This window comes from Rhodoplanes sp., assembly GCF_013377085.1.
Classification (GTDB): Bacteria; Pseudomonadota; Alphaproteobacteria; order Rhizobiales; family Xanthobacteraceae; genus Rhodoplanes.
In genome coordinates this window covers 113,991-133,074 of record NZ_JACAAX010000010.1, presented here as the reverse complement: position 1 = coordinate 133,074, position 19,084 = coordinate 113,991, and the positions used below count along the sequence as shown (strand labels likewise).

At 69.8% G+C, this 19,084-nt stretch carries 14 protein-coding genes; 4 read left to right on the top strand and 10 right to left on the bottom strand.

Translation table 11 applies throughout. The features are described 5' to 3' along the window. Nucleotides 1–12 precede the first annotated feature (12 nt). From hisF to coaA, 3 genes are read left to right on the top strand one after another with little or no spacing between them, the layout of a single operon-like run. Nucleotides 13–789, top strand: coding sequence for an imidazole glycerol phosphate synthase subunit HisF (hisF, locus tag HXX10_RS10035; protein ID WP_296522034.1), 777 nt, complete (start codon nucleotides 13–15; stop codon nucleotides 787–789). Between the two features lie 40 nt (nucleotides 790–829). Then, nucleotides 830–1,153 carry a phosphoribosyl-ATP diphosphatase gene (locus HXX10_RS10030; protein WP_296522033.1) on the top strand — a complete coding sequence of 108 codons (324 nt, stop codon included), beginning with the start codon at nucleotides 830–832 and terminating at the stop codon, nucleotides 1,151–1,153. A gap of 4 nt (nucleotides 1,154–1,157) precedes the next feature. Next, nucleotides 1,158–2,123 (top strand): type I pantothenate kinase, encoded by a 966-nt coding sequence (coaA, locus tag HXX10_RS10025; protein ID WP_296522032.1) that lies wholly within the window; start codon nucleotides 1,158–1,160, stop codon nucleotides 2,121–2,123. A gap of 141 nt (nucleotides 2,124–2,264) precedes the next feature. On the opposite strand, the gene HXX10_RS10020 is transcribed toward coaA, so the two are convergent. The 10 genes from HXX10_RS10020 to HXX10_RS09975 form a co-directional block, all read right to left on the bottom strand. Then, nucleotides 2,265–3,209, bottom strand: a complete 945-nt coding sequence (locus HXX10_RS10020) for a GNAT family N-acyltransferase (RefSeq protein WP_296522031.1) — start codon at nucleotides 3,207–3,209, stop codon at nucleotides 2,265–2,267. A 201-nt stretch (nucleotides 3,210–3,410) separates the two neighbouring features. Continuing rightward, on the bottom strand, nucleotides 3,411–5,615 hold the full coding sequence (locus tag HXX10_RS10015; protein ID WP_296522030.1) for a PAS domain-containing hybrid sensor histidine kinase/response regulator: 2,205 nt from the start codon (nucleotides 5,613–5,615) through the stop codon (nucleotides 3,411–3,413). A 248-nt stretch (nucleotides 5,616–5,863) separates the two neighbouring features. Beyond that, a complete protein-coding gene (locus HXX10_RS10010; protein ID WP_296522029.1) occupies nucleotides 5,864–8,512 on the bottom strand; it encodes a hybrid sensor histidine kinase/response regulator in 2,649 nt (882 codons plus the stop codon). Beyond that, nucleotides 8,509–8,988, bottom strand: a complete 480-nt coding sequence (locus HXX10_RS10005; RefSeq protein ID WP_296522028.1) for a response regulator — start codon at nucleotides 8,986–8,988, stop codon at nucleotides 8,509–8,511. Before HXX10_RS10005 ends, HXX10_RS10010 begins: the two co-directional genes overlap by 4 nt. A gap of 159 nt (nucleotides 8,989–9,147) precedes the next feature. After that, nucleotides 9,148–10,686 carry a YifB family Mg chelatase-like AAA ATPase gene (locus tag HXX10_RS10000; RefSeq protein ID WP_296522027.1) on the bottom strand — a complete coding sequence of 513 codons (1,539 nt, stop codon included), beginning with the start codon at nucleotides 10,684–10,686 and terminating at the stop codon, nucleotides 9,148–9,150. Nucleotides 10,687–11,221: 535 nt separating this feature from the next. After that, nucleotides 11,222–12,682 carry a glycogen synthase GlgA gene (glgA, locus tag HXX10_RS09995; protein ID WP_296522026.1) on the bottom strand — a complete coding sequence of 487 codons (1,461 nt, stop codon included), beginning with the start codon at nucleotides 12,680–12,682 and terminating at the stop codon, nucleotides 11,222–11,224. Continuing rightward, nucleotides 12,679–13,935 (bottom strand): glucose-1-phosphate adenylyltransferase, encoded by a 1,257-nt coding sequence (gene glgC, locus HXX10_RS09990; protein ID WP_296522058.1) that lies wholly within the window; start codon nucleotides 13,933–13,935, stop codon nucleotides 12,679–12,681. The genes glgA and glgC overlap by 4 nt, the downstream gene beginning before the upstream one ends. Nucleotides 13,936–14,079: 144 nt before the next feature. After that, nucleotides 14,080–15,780, bottom strand: coding sequence for an alpha-glucan family phosphorylase (glgP, locus tag HXX10_RS09985; protein WP_296522025.1), 1,701 nt, complete (start codon nucleotides 15,778–15,780; stop codon nucleotides 14,080–14,082). Nucleotides 15,781–16,413: 633 nt separating this feature from the next. Then, nucleotides 16,414–16,740, bottom strand: a complete 327-nt coding sequence (locus HXX10_RS09980) for a septal ring lytic transglycosylase RlpA family protein (RefSeq protein WP_296522057.1) — start codon at nucleotides 16,738–16,740, stop codon at nucleotides 16,414–16,416. Between the two features lie 511 nt (nucleotides 16,741–17,251). Beyond that, entirely contained in the window at nucleotides 17,252–17,638 is a 387-nt protein-coding gene (locus HXX10_RS09975) for a cytochrome c family protein (RefSeq protein ID WP_296522024.1), read from the bottom strand. A gap of 224 nt (nucleotides 17,639–17,862) precedes the next feature. Between HXX10_RS09975 and HXX10_RS09970 the strand changes: the two genes are divergently transcribed. Then, nucleotides 17,863–19,050: an NnrS family protein gene (locus tag HXX10_RS09970; RefSeq protein WP_296522023.1), complete on the top strand. Its 1,188-nt coding sequence runs from the start codon at nucleotides 17,863–17,865 to the stop codon at nucleotides 19,048–19,050. Nucleotides 19,051–19,084 lie beyond the last annotated feature (34 nt).

Here is a 19,084-nt window from a genome sequence, read left to right as displayed (position 1 = left end):
AAACCGCCCAAGATGTTCAAGGTCCGCGTCATTCCCTGCCTCGACGTCAAGGACGGCCGTGTCGTCAAGGGCGTCAACTTCGTCGACCTGCGCGACGCCGGCGATCCGGTCGAGGCGGCGATCGCCTACGACGCCGCCGGCGCCGACGAGCTGTGCTTCCTCGACATCACGGCGAGCCACGAGAACCGCGGCACCATCCTGGACGTGGTGCGGCGCACGGCGGAAGCCTGCTTCATGCCGCTCACCGTCGGCGGCGGCGTGCGAACTGTCGACGACATCAGGGCGCTGCTGCAGTCGGGGGCCGACAAGGTGTCGATCAACACGGCCGCTGTCGCCAACCGGCAGTTCGTCAAGGAAGCCGCCGAGAAGTTCGGCAACCAGTGCATCGTGGTGGCGATCGACGCCAAGCGCGTCACGCCGCCCGACCAGCCGGCCCGCTGGGAGATCTTCACCCATGGCGGCCGCAAGCCGACCGGCATCGACGCGGTCGCCTACGCCCGGGAGGTGGTGGCGCTCGGGGCGGGCGAGATCCTGCTCACCTCGATGGACCGCGACGGCACCAGGGCCGGCTTCGACATCCCGCTAACCCGCGCCATCGCCGACGCCGTGCCGGTGCCGGTGATCGCCTCCGGCGGGGTCGGCGGCCTCGAGCATCTGGTCGAGGGCATCCGCGACGGCCACGCCACCGCCGTGCTGGCCGCCTCGATCTTCCATTTCGGCGAGCACACGGTGCGGGAGGCCAAGGCCTACATGGCGCGGGCCGGCCTGCCGATGCGGCTCGATCCGTGATCCGCCCGGTCCCTTCCGACAGACGACACAACGGCCGCCCATGACCGCCTTCACCCTGCACGACCTCGAGGCCATCGTCGCGGCGCGCGCCGGCGCCAGCGCCGAGACCTCCTACACCCGCAAGCTGCTCGATCGGGGGGCCGCCCACTGTGCCCGCAAAATGGGCGAGGAGGCCATCGAGGTGGTCCTCGCCGGCGCAGGGGAGAGCCGCGACCGCGTCATCGCCGAAGCCGCCGATCTGCTGTACCATCTCCTCGTCCTGCTCAAGGCGCGTGACGTTCCACTCGCGGACGTGGAGGCGGTGTTGCAGTCCCGTACGGCGCAATCCGGACTCGACGAAAAGGCCTCACGGAAGGATGTCTGACGTCATGGATCAGGTCGTCACGGCACGCACGGGCAACAATCTCTCGCCCTACCGGGTGTTCCCCCGCGACGAATGGGCGGCGTTGCGCGAAGACACGCCGATGACGCTCGAGACGGCCGAGGTGATCCGGCTGCGCTCGGTGCACGACCGGCTCGACATCGCCGAGATCGAGGAAATCTACCTGCCGCTGTCGCGCCTCTTGTCGCTCTATGTCGCGGCGACGCAGCGCCTGTTCCGCGCCCAGCAGCGCTTCCTCAACACGGTCGACGCCAAGGTGCCCTACGTGATCGGCGTCGCCGGATCGGTGGCGGCCGGCAAGTCGACCACGGCGCGCGTGCTGCAGGCCCTCCTGGCGCGCTGGCCCAACGTCCCCAAGGTCGACCTGATCACGACCGACGGCTTCCTGTTCCCCAATGCCGTGCTGGAGCAGGAAGGCCTGATGGACAAGAAGGGCTTTCCGGAGAGCTACGACCTGTCGGCGCTGCTGCGCTTCCTCTCGCACATCAAGGCGGGGCGGCGGCCCGTGCGGGCGCCCGTCTACTCGCATCTCGTCTACGACGTGGTGCCGAACGACGTGGTCGAGATCGACCGCCCCGACATCCTGATCGTCGAGGGCGTCAACGTGCTGCAGGCCGGCCGCCCGCCCAAGGACGGCAAGGCGATCCCGTTCGTCTCCGACTTCTTCGACTTCTCGATCTACATCGACGCCGACGAGGACGTGCTGCGGCGCTGGTACGTCAAGCGCTTCCTGGCGCTGCGTGGCACCGCATTCCGCGACCCGAAGTCGTATTTCCGCCGCTACTCCGGGCTGACCGACGAACAAGCCAGCACCATGGCGACCGACATCTGGACGCGGATCAACCTGGTGAACCTCGAAGAGAACATCCTGCCGACGCGGCAGCGCGCCGATCTGATCCTGAAGAAGAGCGAGAGCCACCGCATCGCCGAGGTCGCGCTGCGGCGATTGTGAGTTTTTCTCGCCACTTCGGGGCGCGGGTCAAAGGGCCGCGAGCGCGTAGGGTGCAATGAGCGAGGCGAATTGCACCGTCGGCGTGGCGGGTTCACGCGGCGCAATTCGCTGCGGTCATTGCGCCCTACGGGGCCCGATTGCTCACGCGGCGTGGCGCTCGGCGCCGGCGCCGAAATGGCCGATATAGCGGGTGCTGATCGCGCTCACCGGCATGATCACCAGAATGTCGGTGGTGCCGAACTGGCGGTCGATCACGGCGCCCTCGCCGACCACGGCGCCGAGCCGGAGATAGCCCTTGATCAGCGGCGGCAAGGCGTGCAGGGCCGCCTTGGGGTCGACCCGCTCCTTCTCCATGCGGTCGAGCGACACGTAGCGCCGGGTCAGCGCCCGCGCCCGCCACGCCTCGGGGGCCGGCGCGTAATGGTGCAGGAACGACAGCGGCAGCGCCAGGGCGTCCGGATCGGTGCCCTCCAGGCTGGCGCAGCCCAGCATGACGTCGACCTTGTGGCGCAGCACATAGGTCCAGATGCCGTGCCACAGGAGCTCGACCGTGCGCTTGTTGCGATAGGCCGGCAGCACGCAGGAGCGGCCGAGCTCGAGGAAGCGCAGCGCCCGATGGCGGGCGATCAGCGGCGCGATGTCGAACTCGCCGGACGTGTAGAAGCCGCCGCAGCGTTCGGCCAGCTCCTGGCGCAGCAGCCGATAGGTGCCGACCACGGCCGGTCCCTGGCGGGTCGGCTTGGCGTGATCGAGCACCAGAAGGTGGTCGCAGACGGCGTCGTAGGGGTCGACGTCACGCCGCGCGATCATGGTGGCGGCGTCGGGGACGGCCGACATCTCCTGATAGAACACGTCGAAGCGCAGCCGCTGCGCCCGCCGGATCTCGGCCGCCCGGTGGGCGAGCCGAACCTCGAGCGAGCCGATCCGCCCGAGCGTCTCGTCGCTGCGGCTGAGCCGCGGGTCCCACACCCGCAGGCCGCCGAACGCTTTCAGGGCGGCGAGCTTCGGCACGCCGGCGCCCGGGCGCGGATGGCGCACGCGGCCGAACAGACCTTTCGGCGGGGTCTCGCGGAGGCGGCTGTGCATCGAAGGCTCCCGGCAGGACAGCGATCGGCGCTGGTGACCGGCACGATTCGGTCGCGCGTGCCGGTTCATCCAGTAAGCATGCCACCAGACACGGTTTTGTGACACGGATCTGTACCGGGCCGTGCGTGTGCACGGTTCGACGCGGGGCGCGGAAGCGCCGGATTGTCGTGAGTCTGTCGAGCCGAAGGCGCGGCCGGCCGCTCAGGCGGCCAGCGCACCGCGCGTTGCGAGACCGGTCAGCGCCGCCTCCAGGCGGTCGCGGTCGAGCGGCTTGACCAGCATCGAGTCGAGACCGGCGGCGCGGTACGTCTCCGGCTCGGCCGGCGAGGCGTCGGCCGTGAGCGCAATGATCACGGTCGGAGCGTCGGCTCGGTCCGCTTCCAGGTCGCGGATGCGGCCGGTCGCCGCGAGCCCGTCGAGCCCCGGCATATGCAGGTCCATCAGCACCAGGTCGAACGGGCGGCCGTCGGCGCGCGCCCGCTGCCATGCGGCGACGGCGGCTCCGCCGTCGCCCGCCACGGTGACGCGATGGCCGAGCCGCTCCAGCATGGCCCGCACCAGGAGGGCGTTGATCTCGTTGTCCTCGGCGACCAGCACGTTGCGTGCGGCCGGCGAATCGTGGCGGTTCCGGACCGCGGCGACCGGCTCCGTCACGACCGGATCGACGGTCGCCAGGCCGGCGGGCACGCCGAGGCGTCCGGCCAGCGAGGCGGCCCGCACCGGCTTGACCAGATAGTCCGAGAAGCCCGTGGCCGCGAGGGTGGCGAGCTCGCCGCGCTCGCTCGGGCGCAGCATCAGGATGCGGCGCGCCGGCGTGCCGCCGCAGCCGCGCATCAGGGCGGCGGCCGTCTCGAGCCCGATCGTGCGGTCGACCAGCACGGCGGCAATGCCGCCTGCCGCCAGAGCGGCGTCGGCCTCGCCCGGCGAGACGATCCGGGTGCCGGCCCCCCAGGCGCCGAGCTGGCGCCCCACCGGGGCGACGCTCGCCGGATCGGCGGCGACGATCAGCACGCTGGTGCCGGCGAGATCCGGACTGGGCGCGACGCTCTCGGTCGGGCTCGCGGGCAGGGGCAGCACGGCCCGGAAGCTCGCGCCCTCGCCCGGCGTGCTCTCCACCGTGACGGCGCCGCCGAGGCGCTCGACGATACGCCGCGTGATGGCGAGGCCGAGCCCGGTGCCGCCGAACCGCCGGGCGGCGCCGTCGTCGACCTGCTCGAACTCGCCGAAGATGCGCGCCAGCGCCTCGGGTGCGATGCCGATGCCGGTATCGCGCACCGTGATGGCGACCTCGCCGGCACCCGCGCCCGGCTCGGCCGCGATCGACACGCTGCCGGTCTCGGTGAATTTCACGGCATTGCCGGCGAGATTGAGCAGCACCTGCCGCACGCGCTCGGCGTCGCCCGTCACCAGCGCCGGCAGCATCGGGTCGACGAAGGCGGCGATCTCGACGTTCTTGGCATGGGCGCGCGGCGCCAGCAGCTCCGCGACATCCTCGATCACGGCGGCGAGGCTGAACGGCCGCGCCGCGATCTCGACCCGGCCGGACTCGATCTTGGCGAAATCGAGAATGTCCTCGATCAGCGCCAGCAATGCGCGCCCCGAGGTCTGCACGGCGCGGGCATAGTTCGCCTGCGCGGGCGACAGCGCGGTGTCGAGCAGGAGGTCGGCCATGCCGAGGATGCCGTTCAGCGGCGTGCGGATCTCGTGCGACACGGTGGCGAGGAAGCGGCTCTTGGCGCGGTTGGCGGCGTCGGCCTGGTCGCGCGCCTCGGCGAGCGCCCGCTCCGCCGTCACCCGGTCGGTGACGTCGCGGCCGACGCTCTGGGTCTCGGTGTCGCGGGCGGTGCGCACCACCACCTCGCGCCAGGCGATCCAGCGCGGCCCGTCGGCGGCCGCGATCCTCTGGTCGTACACCCTCGTGCCGTCGTCCAGCACCGTGACGGCGCCCTGCTCGAGCAGCAGCGGCGTGTAGCCGCGCTCCAGGAGGTCGTCGCGCGGCAGCCGCACCAGGGTGCAGAAGGCGTCGTTGACGAAGGTGACACGTCCGTCGCCGGCGCGGCGGACGATCAGGTCGCCCTGCAACTCGATGAAGCTGCGGGCCCGCTCCTCGGATTCCCTGAGCTCCCACTGGACGTCGGCGAGCTCCTCGTTGCGCTCCTCCAGTCGACCGACCTCCTGGCGCAGCAGGCGGTTGCTACGCACCAGCGGGGCCAGCGCGCCGCACGAGGCGGCCGTGAGGGCTGCCGCGAGCGTGGCGAACAGGAGAATGTCGGGGCTGGCGGCCTGGGCGGCGCGCAACGACAGGATCAGATAGACCAGGGTGGCGAGCAGGATCAGCACCGATCCCGCGACCATCAGGGCCGCGTTGCGGGCCAGCCGATCGACCTTTTCTCGCATGCGCGCCATCGCGGACGATCCGTCGTGTTGCCCGGCCGGCCGGCCCGGACGGGAGTGCCGGACTCGACCGCGGCCGGCCGCAGGCGCGGCCGCTTCGGCATCGCCGGGTCTGAGCGTCGGGCTTACCATCGGAACCTTGCCATTCCCTTGCATGGCAAGAGAGTGCGGCGGTGCCGCGACGGTTCTGGCCGGAGCGTTCGGATGGTTGACGAAGCGTGAAGAGTATCGGTGCGACGCGGTCGGGTGGCGGACGACCGTCACGCGGCGACGGCGTGCTCGGCGAGCCCGTGCCGGGCGCGCGCGAAGGCCGCCTCGATGCGGTCGATGAGCGCCGCGCAGTCGGAGGCCGTGATGGTCGGCGCCGCCTGCTCGAGCGCGCGGGCGAGGTCGGACAGCGGCACCAGGCCGAGCGTCGCGGCGGCGCCCTTGAGCGTATGCGCCTCGACCGCGATCTTTTCGCGCGACGTGTCGAGGGGCAAGGCACGCAGCCGGGCCAGCCGGGCCTCGGTCTCGCCGAGGAAGATCTGCACGGCGAGGCTCGCACCGTCCGCACCGATCTCGTCGGCCAGGATCGCCAGGGTCTCGCGATCGATCAGCGCGTCGTCGGCCGCCGCGGCGGCCGAGCCGCGGACGGGCTCGGCCGACGCCGGTCGACCGCCGAGCACCTCCAGAAGGGCTTCGATCAGGGCTTGCTTGCGGACCGGCTTGGCGACGAAGCCGGTCATGCCGGCCTCGCGGCAGATCTTGATGTCGTCCGGATAGGCGTTCGCCGTGATGGCGATGATCGGCAGGCCGTCGTTGGCGCCGCCGCGCGCCCGGATGGCGCGGGTCGCCTCGATCCCGTCCATCTCCGGCATCCGCACGTCCATCAGCACCAGATCGAAGTCGGTCCGCGCCGTCGCCGCCACGGCCTCGGCGCCGTCGCCGGCGAGCTCCGGCACCAGCGTGAACTCCTTCAGCATCTTCAGGGCGACGAGCTGATTGGTCGGATTGTCCTCGGCGATCAGCAGACGCAGCGGCCGGCCGAGGGCGGCGAGCCGCGCCTTGAAGGCGTCGACCACGGTGCCGTCGGCGCGCTGCTCGAGCCGCACGGCATCGGCGGCCGGCAGAGCGAGGCGGACCAGGAACGTGGTGCCGCGGCCTTCGACCGACTCGACCGCGATGGTACCGCCCATCTGGTCGACGATGTGCTTGCAGATGGCGAGCCCGAGCCCGGTGCCGCCGAAGCGCCGGTTGATCGACGAGTCGGCCTGGGTGAACTTGTTGAAAAGCCGCGGCAGCGAGTCCGGCGGGATGCCCATGCCGGTGTCGCTGACGGTCCATTCGACGACGGCGCGCGCGCCCTCGTGGACGATGAACCGGGTCGTCACGGCGATCTCGCCATGGGTCGTGAACTTGATGGCGTTCGACAGAAGATTGAGCAGCACCTGGCGGATGCGGCCGGCGTCGCCGATCAGGGCAGGCGGCACGGCCGGATCGAGCGCGGTGCGGATCGCCAGCCCGCGGGCGGCGGCGCGCGCGCCGACGATGCTGACCGCGTTGTCGACCAGGGCGGCGGGCGAGAAGGCGATCTGCTCGAACTCGAGGCGCCCCGCCTCGAGCTTGGAGAAGTCGAGAATGTCGTTGAGGATGCGCAGCAGATTGTCGCCCGAATCGTGCATCGCCGCCACCGAGGCGCGCTGCTCGGGATCGAGGTCGGTTTCGAGCAGCGTCGCGGCCAGCCCGATCAGCGCGTTCATCGGCGTGCGGATCTCGTGGCTCATGGTGGCGAGGAACTCGGACTTGGCCCGGTTCGCCGCCTCGGCGGCCTCCTCGCGCTCGCGCAGCAGATCGGCCTCGGCATGGGCGCGGGCGTTCTCGGCCTCCATGTGGGCCGTGCGGGCCTGCACCGCCTTGCTCTGCTCGTTCCACCACATGGCGATGCACAGGGCCGCGACCACGACGATCAGGGCGCCGGCCGCGGACAGGAACAGCGACAGGCGGGCGATGGCGGTCCAGCCGGACAGCGCGTTGGCGGTCGTCGTGCTGGAGATCATCACGAGCGGATAGGTTTTCAGCGGGTGCACGGCCCAGACCCGCTGCTGCCCGTCGAGCGGGCTGATCGCCCGCACGGTGTAGGGCCGCGTGCCACCGTGCTGGACCGCGAACGTCTTGCCGATCAGGCCGACATTCGGGTGGCGTATCAGCAGCACGCCGTCCTTTGTCTGCAGGGCGAAGGAATCTGCCTTGGAGAGTGCGATCGAGCGATAGAAGTCCTCGAAATAGTCGAGCGACAGCCCGGCCGAGGCGATGCCCATGAAGGTTCCGTCGCCCGCCTCGATCCGGCGGTGCAGGCCGACCAGCCATTGGTCGGTGACGCGGCTCTGCAGCGGCGGGCTGACGATCGAGGCGGCGCCACGGTGCGCCTCGAGCTGGACGAAGTGGTCGCGGTCGGCGACCGACAGCGGCGGCGCCGGCCATGAGCGAGAAAAGTTGACGATGCGGCCCTTGCCGTCGACGAGCGACAATGCGTCGAGCTGCGGCAGGCCGGCCCGCTTCTCGCGCAGCAGCATGTGGGTCGGAAGGCCGGAGAACCGGGCCGCGAAGGCGGCAGCGTCGGCGATGCCGCTTTCGGGCACGCGCTCGATCAGGTCGGCGAGGATCACGTCCACCGAATGGATGGTGCGCTCGGTCTGCTCGGCCAGGATGGCGCTGCGCTGGGCCAGCGCCTCCTCGGTGGATTTCAGGGTGCTTTCGCGCAGATTGGCCAGCACCAGGGCGTTCATGCCGACGATGGTGGCGATCAGGAACACGGCGCCGGCGATCAGGCCGAGATACGGTCGGCGCGGCCGCGGTTGCGTGTCGTCGAGCCGGGTCGGCGCCGACGCGCCGGTCGGCGCGTCGGTATCGTGCTCCGCCGCGCTCACGCGGACCAGCCGGCCGGCATCAGGCCGATGGCGCTGCGCTGGCGCACGTCGAGGAGAATGCGCCGCAGCTCGCCGAGGTCGACCGGCTTGGCCAGCGCCCGGCAGACATTGAGGCTGAGCAGGTTCGCCATCGCCGCGGTCTCCCGCCGGATCGTCTCGTTCGAGCTGGAGACGATGACGATCGGCGTCTTCAGGTCCATGGCCGCGATCACGTGCAGGACCTCGGCGCCGCCGTGCTGGCCGAGCGTGAGATCGAGGGTGATCAGCGTGTAGGCGTTGCCCCGGAGCAGTGCGACAGCCTCCTCGTAGGAGGCCGCCTCGGTCGCCGTGTAGCCGGCCCGGGCCGCGACCCGGCCGATGATCATCCGATGGACCGTGTCGTCGTCGATGACGAGCAGCGTCGGGGCCGGTGCGCCCGCCGCCGGTCCGGGATCCGCCGTGGCACGCGGTGCTTGGTCGTCGATCCGCTCCAGCATTGTCTCGTCCCCGCGACATCGGCCTGGTCGTCTTCCCACCATGCCAGTGAAGCGGAAAAAATCGATTAAACCCCTGATGGAGGCTGCTGCCGAAGATGCAGCCCGAACGGGTGGGGCTGGCTAGTCGGCTGGTGGGGCGTCGGGGCGTGCCGGGACCGGTCAGGCGGCGCGGCGCACCTCGTCGAGCCGGGCCCGGTAGGCCAGCGCTTCGGCGACGTGGAGGCGGCCGACCCTCTCGCTGCCGTCGAGGTCGGCGAGCGTGCGGGCGACCCGCAGGACCCGGTGATAGCCGCGCGCCGTCAGCCGCATGGCGTCGGCGGCGTCGCGGATCAGCGCCTGGCCGGCGCGGTCGGGCGTCGCCACGTCCTCGAGCAGGCCGCCCTGCGCCTGCGCGTTGGTGCGCACATGGGGAAAACCGAGTGCCTCGTAGCGTTGGGTCTGCAGGGCGCGGGCGCGAAAAACCCGGGCCGCCACGGCGGCGCTGCCCTCGGCCGGCGGCGGCAGCACCAGGTCGGCGGCGCTCACCGCCGGCATGTCGACATGCAGGTCGATGCGGTCGAGCAGCGGGCCGGAGATGCGGCCCTGATACTCCGCCGTGCAGCGCCCGATCGGCCCGCGCCGGCAGGCGAAGCCGGGCTCGCCCGCCTGGCCGCAGCGGCACGGATTCATGGCGGCGACCAGCATGAACCGGGCCGGATAGGTGACCCGGTGGTTGGCGCGGGCGATCGCCACCTCGCCGGTCTCCAGCGGCTGGCGCAGCGATTCCAGCACGCGGGGCTCGAACTCGGGCAGCTCGTCGAGGAACAGCACGCCGTTGTGGGCGAGCGAGATCTCGCCGGGCTTGGCGCGCAGGCCGCCGCCGACCAGGGCCGGCATCGAGGCCGAGTGATGCGGGCTGCGGAACGGCCGCCGGTTGGTCAGCGCGCCGTCCTCGATCTCGCCGGCCACCGAGGCGATCATCGAGACCTCGAGCAGCTCGGAGGGCGCCAGCGGCGGCAGGATCGACGGCAGCCGGGCCGCCAGCATCGACTTTCCGGCGCCGGGCGGCCCGACCATCATCAGATTGTGGCCGCCGGCGGCGGCGATCTCCAGCGCCCGCTTGCCGCTCTCCTGGCCCTTGATGTCGGCGAGGTCGAGGGTCTCGGCGGCGGCGGCCCGGATCTTCGGCTGCGGCCGCGCCAAAACCTGGGTGCCCTTGAAATGATTGGCCAGTTGGATCAGCGAGCCGGCCGCCACGATGGTCATGTCGGGGCTGGCCCAGGCGGCCTCGGGACCGCAGGCGGCCGGGCAGATCAGCGCCTCGCCGCGCCCGTTCGCCCCGATGGCGGCCGGCAGCACGCCGGCCACCGCCGCGATGGTGCCGTCGAGGCCGAGCTCGCCCAGGACGGTGCAGCCGTCCAATGCGTCGGGCGGGATCGCGCCGATCGCCCCCATCAGGCCGAGCGCGATCGGCAGGTCGTAATGGCTGCCCTCCTTGGGGACGTCGGCCGGGGCGAGATTGACCGTGATGCGGCGCGCCGGCAGCGCCAGCCCGGAGGCGACCAGCGCGGCCCGCACCCGCTCGCGCGCCTCCGACACCGCCTTGTCGGGCAGCCCGACCACGTTGAAGGCCGGCAATCCGGGGGCGACCTGCACCTGCACGTCGACGGCGCGCGCCGCGATGCCCTCGAACGCCACGGTCGACACCCGCTGCACCATGCTCTTGGCCCCTGCCGGATTACGCGCCAGGGTAGCAGGGGGGCGGTCGTGCTTCAAGAACAATAGAGGAACGCGCCTGCGGGGGCCGCGCGACGGCGGGGCCCGGTGCGGGCGCCGACGCGAGCGAGGCCGTTCGAGGCGAGAGCCGGTCTGCCGCTCGCTTCGGGTTCAGTTCAAACCGGATTTCGGGAACTTGAACGCCAGGACCATCAGCAGAGACGATCCGACAAGTGCCCCTGCGGGGAGCGGGTTGGCCGTAACCACGGTCAGCAGCAATAGCCCCAAATCATGCATCACATCACGTCCCGAATGCTCGACCTGACAACATCGGCCGAAAGGCCGACCTAGGCGCGCGTCCGAGTCTGAACGTGGTCTTTGCAGGCAGCCGCTTCTATCAGTGTGGAGTTATACTCCATCAAAGTTTCACGATCATGAAGTTTTACCGCGGAGCCGGAGTCCGGCCATCGGCTATGCGCCATAAGCTGGGCTCGCGTCGAATGGGCCCGGCCAGGACCGCACGGCGCCCGCCAAAAGCTCACTTCCGCCGTTCGGCCAGGAGGTCGCGATAAAGCTGGGCGTAGCGGCGGGCGGAGCGGCGCCAGGAGACGTCGGCCCGCATGGCGTTGCGCTGGACGCGGCGCCACACCCGGCCGTTCCGCCACATCGCCGTGGTGCGCAGCAGCGCCGCCTCCAGCATGCCGATCGTGGGGGCGAACTGGATGCCGGTGCCGACCCCTTCCGCGATCGCCATGTCGTTGCAGTCGATCACGGTGTCGGCGAGCCCGCCGACATGGCTCACCACCGGCAGGGTGCCGTAGCGCAGCGCGCACATCTGGGCGAGCCCGCAGGGCTCGTAGCGCGACGGCATCAGCAGCGCGTCGGCGCCGGCCTGGATCAGGTGGGCGACCTCCTCGTCGTAGCCGACCACGCAGGCGACGCGGCCCGGATGGATGCGTGCGGCGTCCTCGAACGCCTGCTGCAGATTGCGCTCGCCGGAGCCGAGCACGACGAGCTGGGCGCCGGTGGCGAGCAAGGTCGGCAGCACCTCGACCAACATGTCGAGGCCCTTCTGCCAGGACAATCGGCTGACCACGCCGAACAGGAGCGCGTCGTCGGCCGCGAGGTTCATGCGTTTCTTCAGGACGGCCTTGTTGGCGATCCGGGGGGCGATCCGTCGGGCGTCGAAATTGGCGGCGATCAGCGGGTCGCGGCTCGGATTCCACACCGAGTCGTCGATGCCGTTGAGAATGCCGGAGAGCCGCTCGGTGCGGCTGCGCAGCAGGCCGTCGAGCCCCATGCCGTATTCGCGCGTGCGGATCTCGGCCGCATAGGTCGGCGACACCGTGGTGATCCAGTCGGCGAGCGCCAGCCCTGCCTTGAGGAAGCCGATCTCGCCGTGGAACTCGACGCCGTCGATGCTGAAAGCCTGCGGCGGCAGCGCCAGGGCCGACAACAGCGAGGCCGGAAACAGCCCCTGGAAGGCGAGATTGTGCACCGTCATCACGGTGCGCGGGCCGCGGTCGTAGCGGTAGCGCAGATAGGCGGTGGCGAGCCCGGCCTGCCAGTCATGGGCGTGCAGGATGTCGGGTCGGAACGCCTGGATCTCGCCGGCGGCGAGCCGCGCCGCGACCAGGCCGAGGGCGCCGAACCGGATGGCGTTGTCGGGCCAGTCGCGCCCGTCGGCCGCCATGTAGGGATTGCCCGGCCGGTCGTAGAGATGCGGCGCATCGATGGCGATCAGCTCGCAGTTGCGGGCGCGGCCGTGGACGAGCCTGGCCGGGCTGCCGAACAGGTCGGGCAGCTCCAGCACGATGCTGACGTCGCGCATGGCGGCGAGCACGGCCGGGTAGCCGGGGATCACCGTCAGGGTGCGGACATTCTCGGGGGCGAGCGCCGCCGGCAGCGCGCCGGTGACGTCCGCGAGTCCCCCGGTCTTCACGAAGGGGAAAATCTCGGAGACGACGGAGAGGACGAGGATCGGTGGCGCGCCGGTCACAACCGATCGATCATGTGTTGGGTGATGAGGCAGATGCCGTTCTCGGTCCGCCGGAACCGTTCGGCGTCGACCTCCGGATCCTCGCCCACCACGAGCTTCGCCGGAATCACCGTGCCCTTGTCGACCACGACGTTGCGCAGCCGCGCGCCGCGGCCGACGTCGACCTCGGGCAGGATCACCGAGTTCTCGATGAACGAATAGGAGTGGATCCGCGCCCCGGTGCCGACCAGGGAGCGGCGGATCGAGGCGCCCGAGACGATGCAGCCCCCGGCGACCAGCGACGAGATGGCGATGCCGCGCCGGCCCTGCTCGTCATGCACGAACTTGGCCGGCGGGGTGATCTCCGCATAGGTCCAGATCGGCCAGTTGTGGTCGAACAGATCGAGCTGCGGCACCACGGCCGTGAGGTCGATATTGGCCTCCCAGTAGGACTCGATGGTGCCGACGTCGCGCCAATAGACCGAGGCCTCCTCGCGAGAGCGCACGCAGGAGCGCGAGAACGGATGCGCCACCGCCTTCCCGTACTTGACCAGATACGGGATGATGTCCTTGCCGAAGTCGTGCGTCGAATGCGGGTCGGCCGCGTCGCGGCGGACCTGGTCGACCAGGAACTTGGTGTTGAAGACGTAGATGCCCATGCTGGCCAGCGCCACGGCCGGGTTGCCGGGCACGTGCGGCGGCTTCTCGGGCTTCTCGACGAAATCGATGACGACGTCGTCCTCGTCGACATGCATCACGCCGAAATGGCTCGCCTCCTTCAGGGGCACCTCGAGCGAGGCGATGGTGATGTCGGCCTTCTGCTCCACGTGCTGCTGGAGCATCGGCTCGTAGTCCATCTTGTAGACATGGTCGCCCGCGAGCAGCACGATGTATTCGGGGTTGTAGCTCTCGATGATGTCGAGGTTCTGGTAGACGGCGTCGGCCGTGCCGGCATACCAGCTCGCGCCGGCGATGCGCTGGCTCGCCGGCAGGATGTCGAAGCTCTCGTTTCGTTCCGGCCGGAAGAAGTTCCAGCCCCGCTGCATGTGTCGGATCAGGCTGTGCGCCTTGTATTGCGTCGCCACCGCGATGCGGCGGATGCCGGAATTCAGGGCATTGGACAGCGTGAAGTCGATGATGCGGGACTTGCCACCGAAATAGACGGCGGGCTTGGCGCGGTTGTCGCACAGTTCGTGAAGGCGGCTGCCGCGGCCGCCGGCGAGAACATAGGCCATCGCACTACGTGCGAGCGGCCCCGGCGAGGAATGCTCAATTCGCACGGAATTGCCTCGTATGGGGGTTGAGAAGTCTCTCCTCCGAACCTTCGATCGCCCTGCTCCGGCGGCCAGGACCCGCCGCGACGACCGGTGCCGCGGCGATGCCTGCGTCGACGATCCAGCGCCGCCGTCGCGCCGGCCTCAAGAGCGGAGATATGCCTCCGTCGAGTAGCGCCGCATCATGCGGGCGCTGTTGAACACTGCGCCGATCTTGGCGATGGTCTGCTGCATCATCCAGATCCAGCGGGCCCTGTCGTCGTGATAGAGCGGCAGGATGGTCGATTCGAGCTTGTCGTACATGGCGGCCGCGTGCGCCTGCGGCGACGATTCGCTGCCGTCGCTGCCGATCGCCCAGCCGGTGACGCCCTCTTCCCACCCTTCCAGCCACCATCCGTCGAGCACGCTGAAGTTCAGCACGCCGTTGAACGCCGCCTTCATGCCACTCGTCCCTGAAGCCTCGAGCGGCGGCACCGGATTGTTGAGCCAGACGTCCGTGCCGGAGACGAGCTTCTTGGCGATGTCGATGCTGTAGTTTGGCAGGAATGCCATCGGCATGTCTTTGATCGATCTCATATGACCGTGGATCGATCGGATGATCGCCTTGCCCTCGAAGTCGCGCGGATGCGACTTTCCGGCCATGACGACCTGGAACGGGTATTTCTGGCCGATCGCGCGCAGCCGCTCCATGTCGTGGAACAGGAGATCCGGCCGCTTGTAGCCGGTCATGCGCCGGGCGAACGCGATCACCGGCACGTCCGGATCCATCTCGACCCCGGTCGTCGCCCTGACATAGTCGATCAGCTCGCCCTTGGCGCGCTGGTGGGCGTCCCACAGGGCGTCGGGCGGGACCTGGTCGGCCTTGAGCAGGTCCTCGAGCTCGTAGACCCAGTGCGGCGCGATGGTCTTGAACAGATCGGCGATCGCCGGATGCATCCAGGTCGGCACATGGGCGCCGTTGGTGACCGTGCGGATCGGATAGTCCGGGAACATCTTCTGGGCCGTCTCGGCGTGCCGGCGGGCGACGCCGTTGGCATAGCGCGAGAGGTTCAGGGCGAGCAGCGACATGTTGAGCTTGTCGTGCCCGGCCAACAGCTTGAACTGGTCGAACTCGATCAGGTCGCCGACGATCGCGCGCACGTCGTCGTATTCGAACTGGTCGTGCCCGGCCTCGACCGGCGTGTGGGTCGTGAACACGCACTTCTCTCGCACCGCGTGCACGTCGTAGCTGAACGGCTCGGGGATGCCGGGAATGCGGTTGATGCGGTGCTGGTCGAGCAGCGCCAGCGACAGGAACGCCGCGTGGCCCTCGTTGAGGTGGTAGGTGTCGATGGTGAAGCCGAGCGCACGCAGCACCCGCACCCCGCCGACCCCGAGCACGGCCTCCTGCTTGATGCGATCCTTCTGGTCGCCGAAATACAGCCGGTTGGTGATGTTGCGATCGCGCGGATCGTTCTCCGGCACGTTGGTGTCGAGCAGCAGCACCGGGATCTGGTGGCCGCGCTGCGACTTCAGGTCGTAGAGCCAGGGCCGGATCCAGACCTGCCGGCGCTCGATCTCGACCGCGATGAGGGCGCCGATCGGCGTCGCCCAGTCCTCCGGACTCCACGGATCGGGCCCGTCGATCTGGTTGCCGTCGGCGTCGATCTCCTGCTTGATCGAGCCTTCCCGCGACGCCAGCGTCACGAACACCATCGGCAGGTCGAGATCGGCGGCGGAGCGCGCGGCGTCGCCCGCCAGCAGCCCGAGGCCGCCCGAATAGGTGTGCATCTCCTGCCGGATCCCGACTTCCATCGAGAAATAGGCGATGCGGTGGACGGACAGATAGCGCGCGACCTCGATCATTGCAGCTCCGCGAGGGGTGTGGCCTGGAAACGGATTGGTTCGCAGCCGGACCGACGGGCGCTCACGGGCGCGCGCGGTGCAGGTCCGGCCGTTGCTCGGGGCGACGATCCGTCGACGATGCGGACCGGTGCCGCAGCCCGCAACCGAGCGGCGGGCTTGCTTCGCGGGGGCAGCCGGCGGAAGCACAAGGCCATGGTCGTATCGATGGACTCGTCATCGTGGCCCCCCTCTCGCACAGTCGGACTCGTCGCAATCAATGCAGTGCACACACGAGTCGTCGCAGAATGCACCTTTGCTCCTTTGTCGCACACTATCGGTCGGGCGCGCAAAGGTCTCGTCGGCGGATCGATACGCCACCATGCGGCGCGCCATCCCCCGCATCGCATTGCACGACAGTCGACCGTGTACGTCCGCGTCCCCGAGCCGCACGCTCATGCTGTGCCTTGCCTCCGCCGGTGACTTGTGCCGCCGACGGCTGTCCTCGGCAGTGCAGCAGAGCAACCCACGTGCCAGCCCGGTGATCGCCGGCGACCATGACGGCGGTGTGACGCGATTGCGCACCCGACGCAGAACACAAAAAAAGGGAGCGCCGCAATGCGGCGCTCCCTGAAACCAAACTGCAGGGGTCTCGGCTCAGTCGCGGCCGAGCACCGCGAGCGAGACCGGCGCCAGGCCGGAGAACCCGATGGCCCGCGCGGCGGCCGGCGTGAGATCGATCACCCGGCCCCGCACGAACGGGCCCCGATCGTTGACGCGGACGACGACCGACCGGCCGTTGTGCTTGTTGGTGACCAGCACCTTGGTCCCGAACGGGAGGTGCTTGTGGGCGGCCGTCATGCCGCCGGCGTGGGCTCGCTCACCATTTGCCGTGCGCCCACCCGAATAGACCGAAGCAATACCTGATTGGCTGAACGCCTCGGCCCGCGATGAAATAGTCGCGACCGCGAATATTGCGATCATCACTGCAACACATCGTACAAGGATCAGCATCGCCATGCGCTGTATAGTCTCCGTGTTGTTGGGGTGAACCTTGGTTAGATCGGGCAAATGTGCGCAGAACATGGCAAGCCGTCCCGGTTTCATCACGATGTGTTTCGGATATTGCAGCGGGAGACTCTCGCTATACGCGAGATTTTGAAAACGTCATTAAAATCAACGGTCAGCCGCGCGGGGCTGCCGCCGGCTCGTTCCGCGGATCGCGGTGCTTCGCCGCATGGAGACGTCTGCGGTCAAAACTGTCCCGGCCTGCGGTCGGCGCTGCGCCGGCCCCGGCAGGGCCGGACGGCGATACGCGGGGTGGCAGAGACAGGTCGCCGGGTCGGGGCGGAAAAAGCGGGGCGGTCGCAGCGTCGGAGGGCGGGCGGGGCCACGCCATCGTGGCCCGACCGCGGGGCCGCATCGCGCAAAAAAAACGCGCCGCGACAGAGTCGTCGGCGCGCGAATGACGTCCGAAATCGAAATCAGGCCGCGGTCACTTCTTCTTGCCGTCCGGGCCATACTGGGTCAGGAACGCCCACAGGTCTTCCTGGTCCTTCTCGTTCTTGATGCCGGCGAACACCATCTTGGTGCCCGGGATCTTGGCGCGCGGATCGGTGATGTAGGACTTGAAGGTCTCGTGGCTCCAGGTGATGCCGGAGTTCTTGTTGGCCTCCGAGTAGTTGAAGCCCGGGATCGAGCCGCTCTTGCGGCCCTCGAGGCCGTTGAGGATCGGACCGACCTTGTTGGTCGCGCCCTCACCGATATTGTGACACGGCGTGCATTTGCGGAACTGGACGGCACCGGCCTCGACGTCGGCGGCGACCGCGACGCTGGTGGAGGCCGCAACTGCGAACACGACAACGAACGCTCTGGTGATCATAGTGCGTGGTTCCCTTTTGGTTCACGAGGACCGGCCGCCCGAGCCGTTCAGCCACGATATGGAGGCCCCGCCGGCAGCAAAGAAACAGAAGCTTGACGAAAATCAAGCGTCTCGGAATTGACCGGTTCCCGTCGCGGCCCGACAGCGCCTAATGGCCGGCGCCGTGAACCGAATCCCCGGCCGACCGGTCGGCGCCCGGCGGCCCTCGCGACCCAGGACGATCCATGACCCCCATCCCGCGTGTCGCGCCTTTTTCCGGGCCGGCTGTTCTGAGCTACGGCTTTCGTCCCTTCTTCCTCCTCGGCGCCCTGTGGGCCGGGCTGACCGTGCTGCTCTGGCTGCCCGTCTACGAGGGCCACATCGCCCTCGACACGATGTTCACGCCGACCGACTGGCACGCCCACGAGCTGCTGTTCGGCTACGTCGCCGCCGTGGTGACCGGCTTCCTGCTCACCGCCATCCCGAACTGGACCGGGCGGCTGCCGCTCGCCGGCCTGCCGCTGCTGGTGCTGGTGCTCGCCTGGCTGGCCGGCCGACTGGCGGTCGCGGCGGGCGACCTGCTCGGCTGGGGCCTGGTGGCGCTGATCGACGTGAGCTTCCTGGTGCTGGTGCTCGCCGCCGCCGGCCGCGAGGTGATCGCCGGAAAGAACTGGCGCAACCTGCGCGTCCTGGTGATCGTCGTAGTGCTCGCCTTGGCCAACGTCGTCTTCCATGTCGAGGCGCATCTGTGGGGCGGCGCCGTGCTGGGCCGCAGGCTGGCGCTCGCCGCCGTCGTGATGCTGATCGTGCTGATCGGCGGCCGCATCATTCCGAGCTTCACCCGCAACTGGCTGGTGAAGTCCAATCCGGGTGAGCTGCCGGCACCGTTCGGCCGCGTCGACGCGGTGGCGATCGCCGCCGCCGTGCTCGGCCTCGCGGCTTGGCTGGTGGCGCCCGAAGCGCCCGTCACGGCGGTCGCGCTCGCCGCCGCCGGGCTTGCGCACGCGGTGCGGCTGGCGCGATGGCGCGGCGACCGGACCGGCCGCGATCCGATCGTGCTGATCCTGCATCTCGGCTACGCCTTCGTGCCGCTCGGCTTTCTGCTGCTGGCGGCAGCCGCGGTGTGGCCGGCGGTCGGCGAGGCGGCCGGCATCCATGCCTGGTCGGTCGGCGCCGCCGGCGTCATGACGCTCGCCGTGATGACGCGGGCGACGCGCGGCCACACCGGCCACGCGCTCGAGGCGCCACCGGCGACCCGGTTCATCTTCATGGCCGTGCTGGCGGCTGCAGCCCTGCGCATCCTGGGCGGTCTGCTGCCCGAGGTGGCGACGCCGCTCCTGTGGGCCGCCGCGGCGGCCTGGGTCGCCGCCTTCTGGGGCTTCTGCCTCGCTTACGGACCGATGCTGGTGCGGCCGCGTCACAAGGCCGGCTGATCCGTCGTCCGCAGCGTCGCTCCACGTCGCCCCG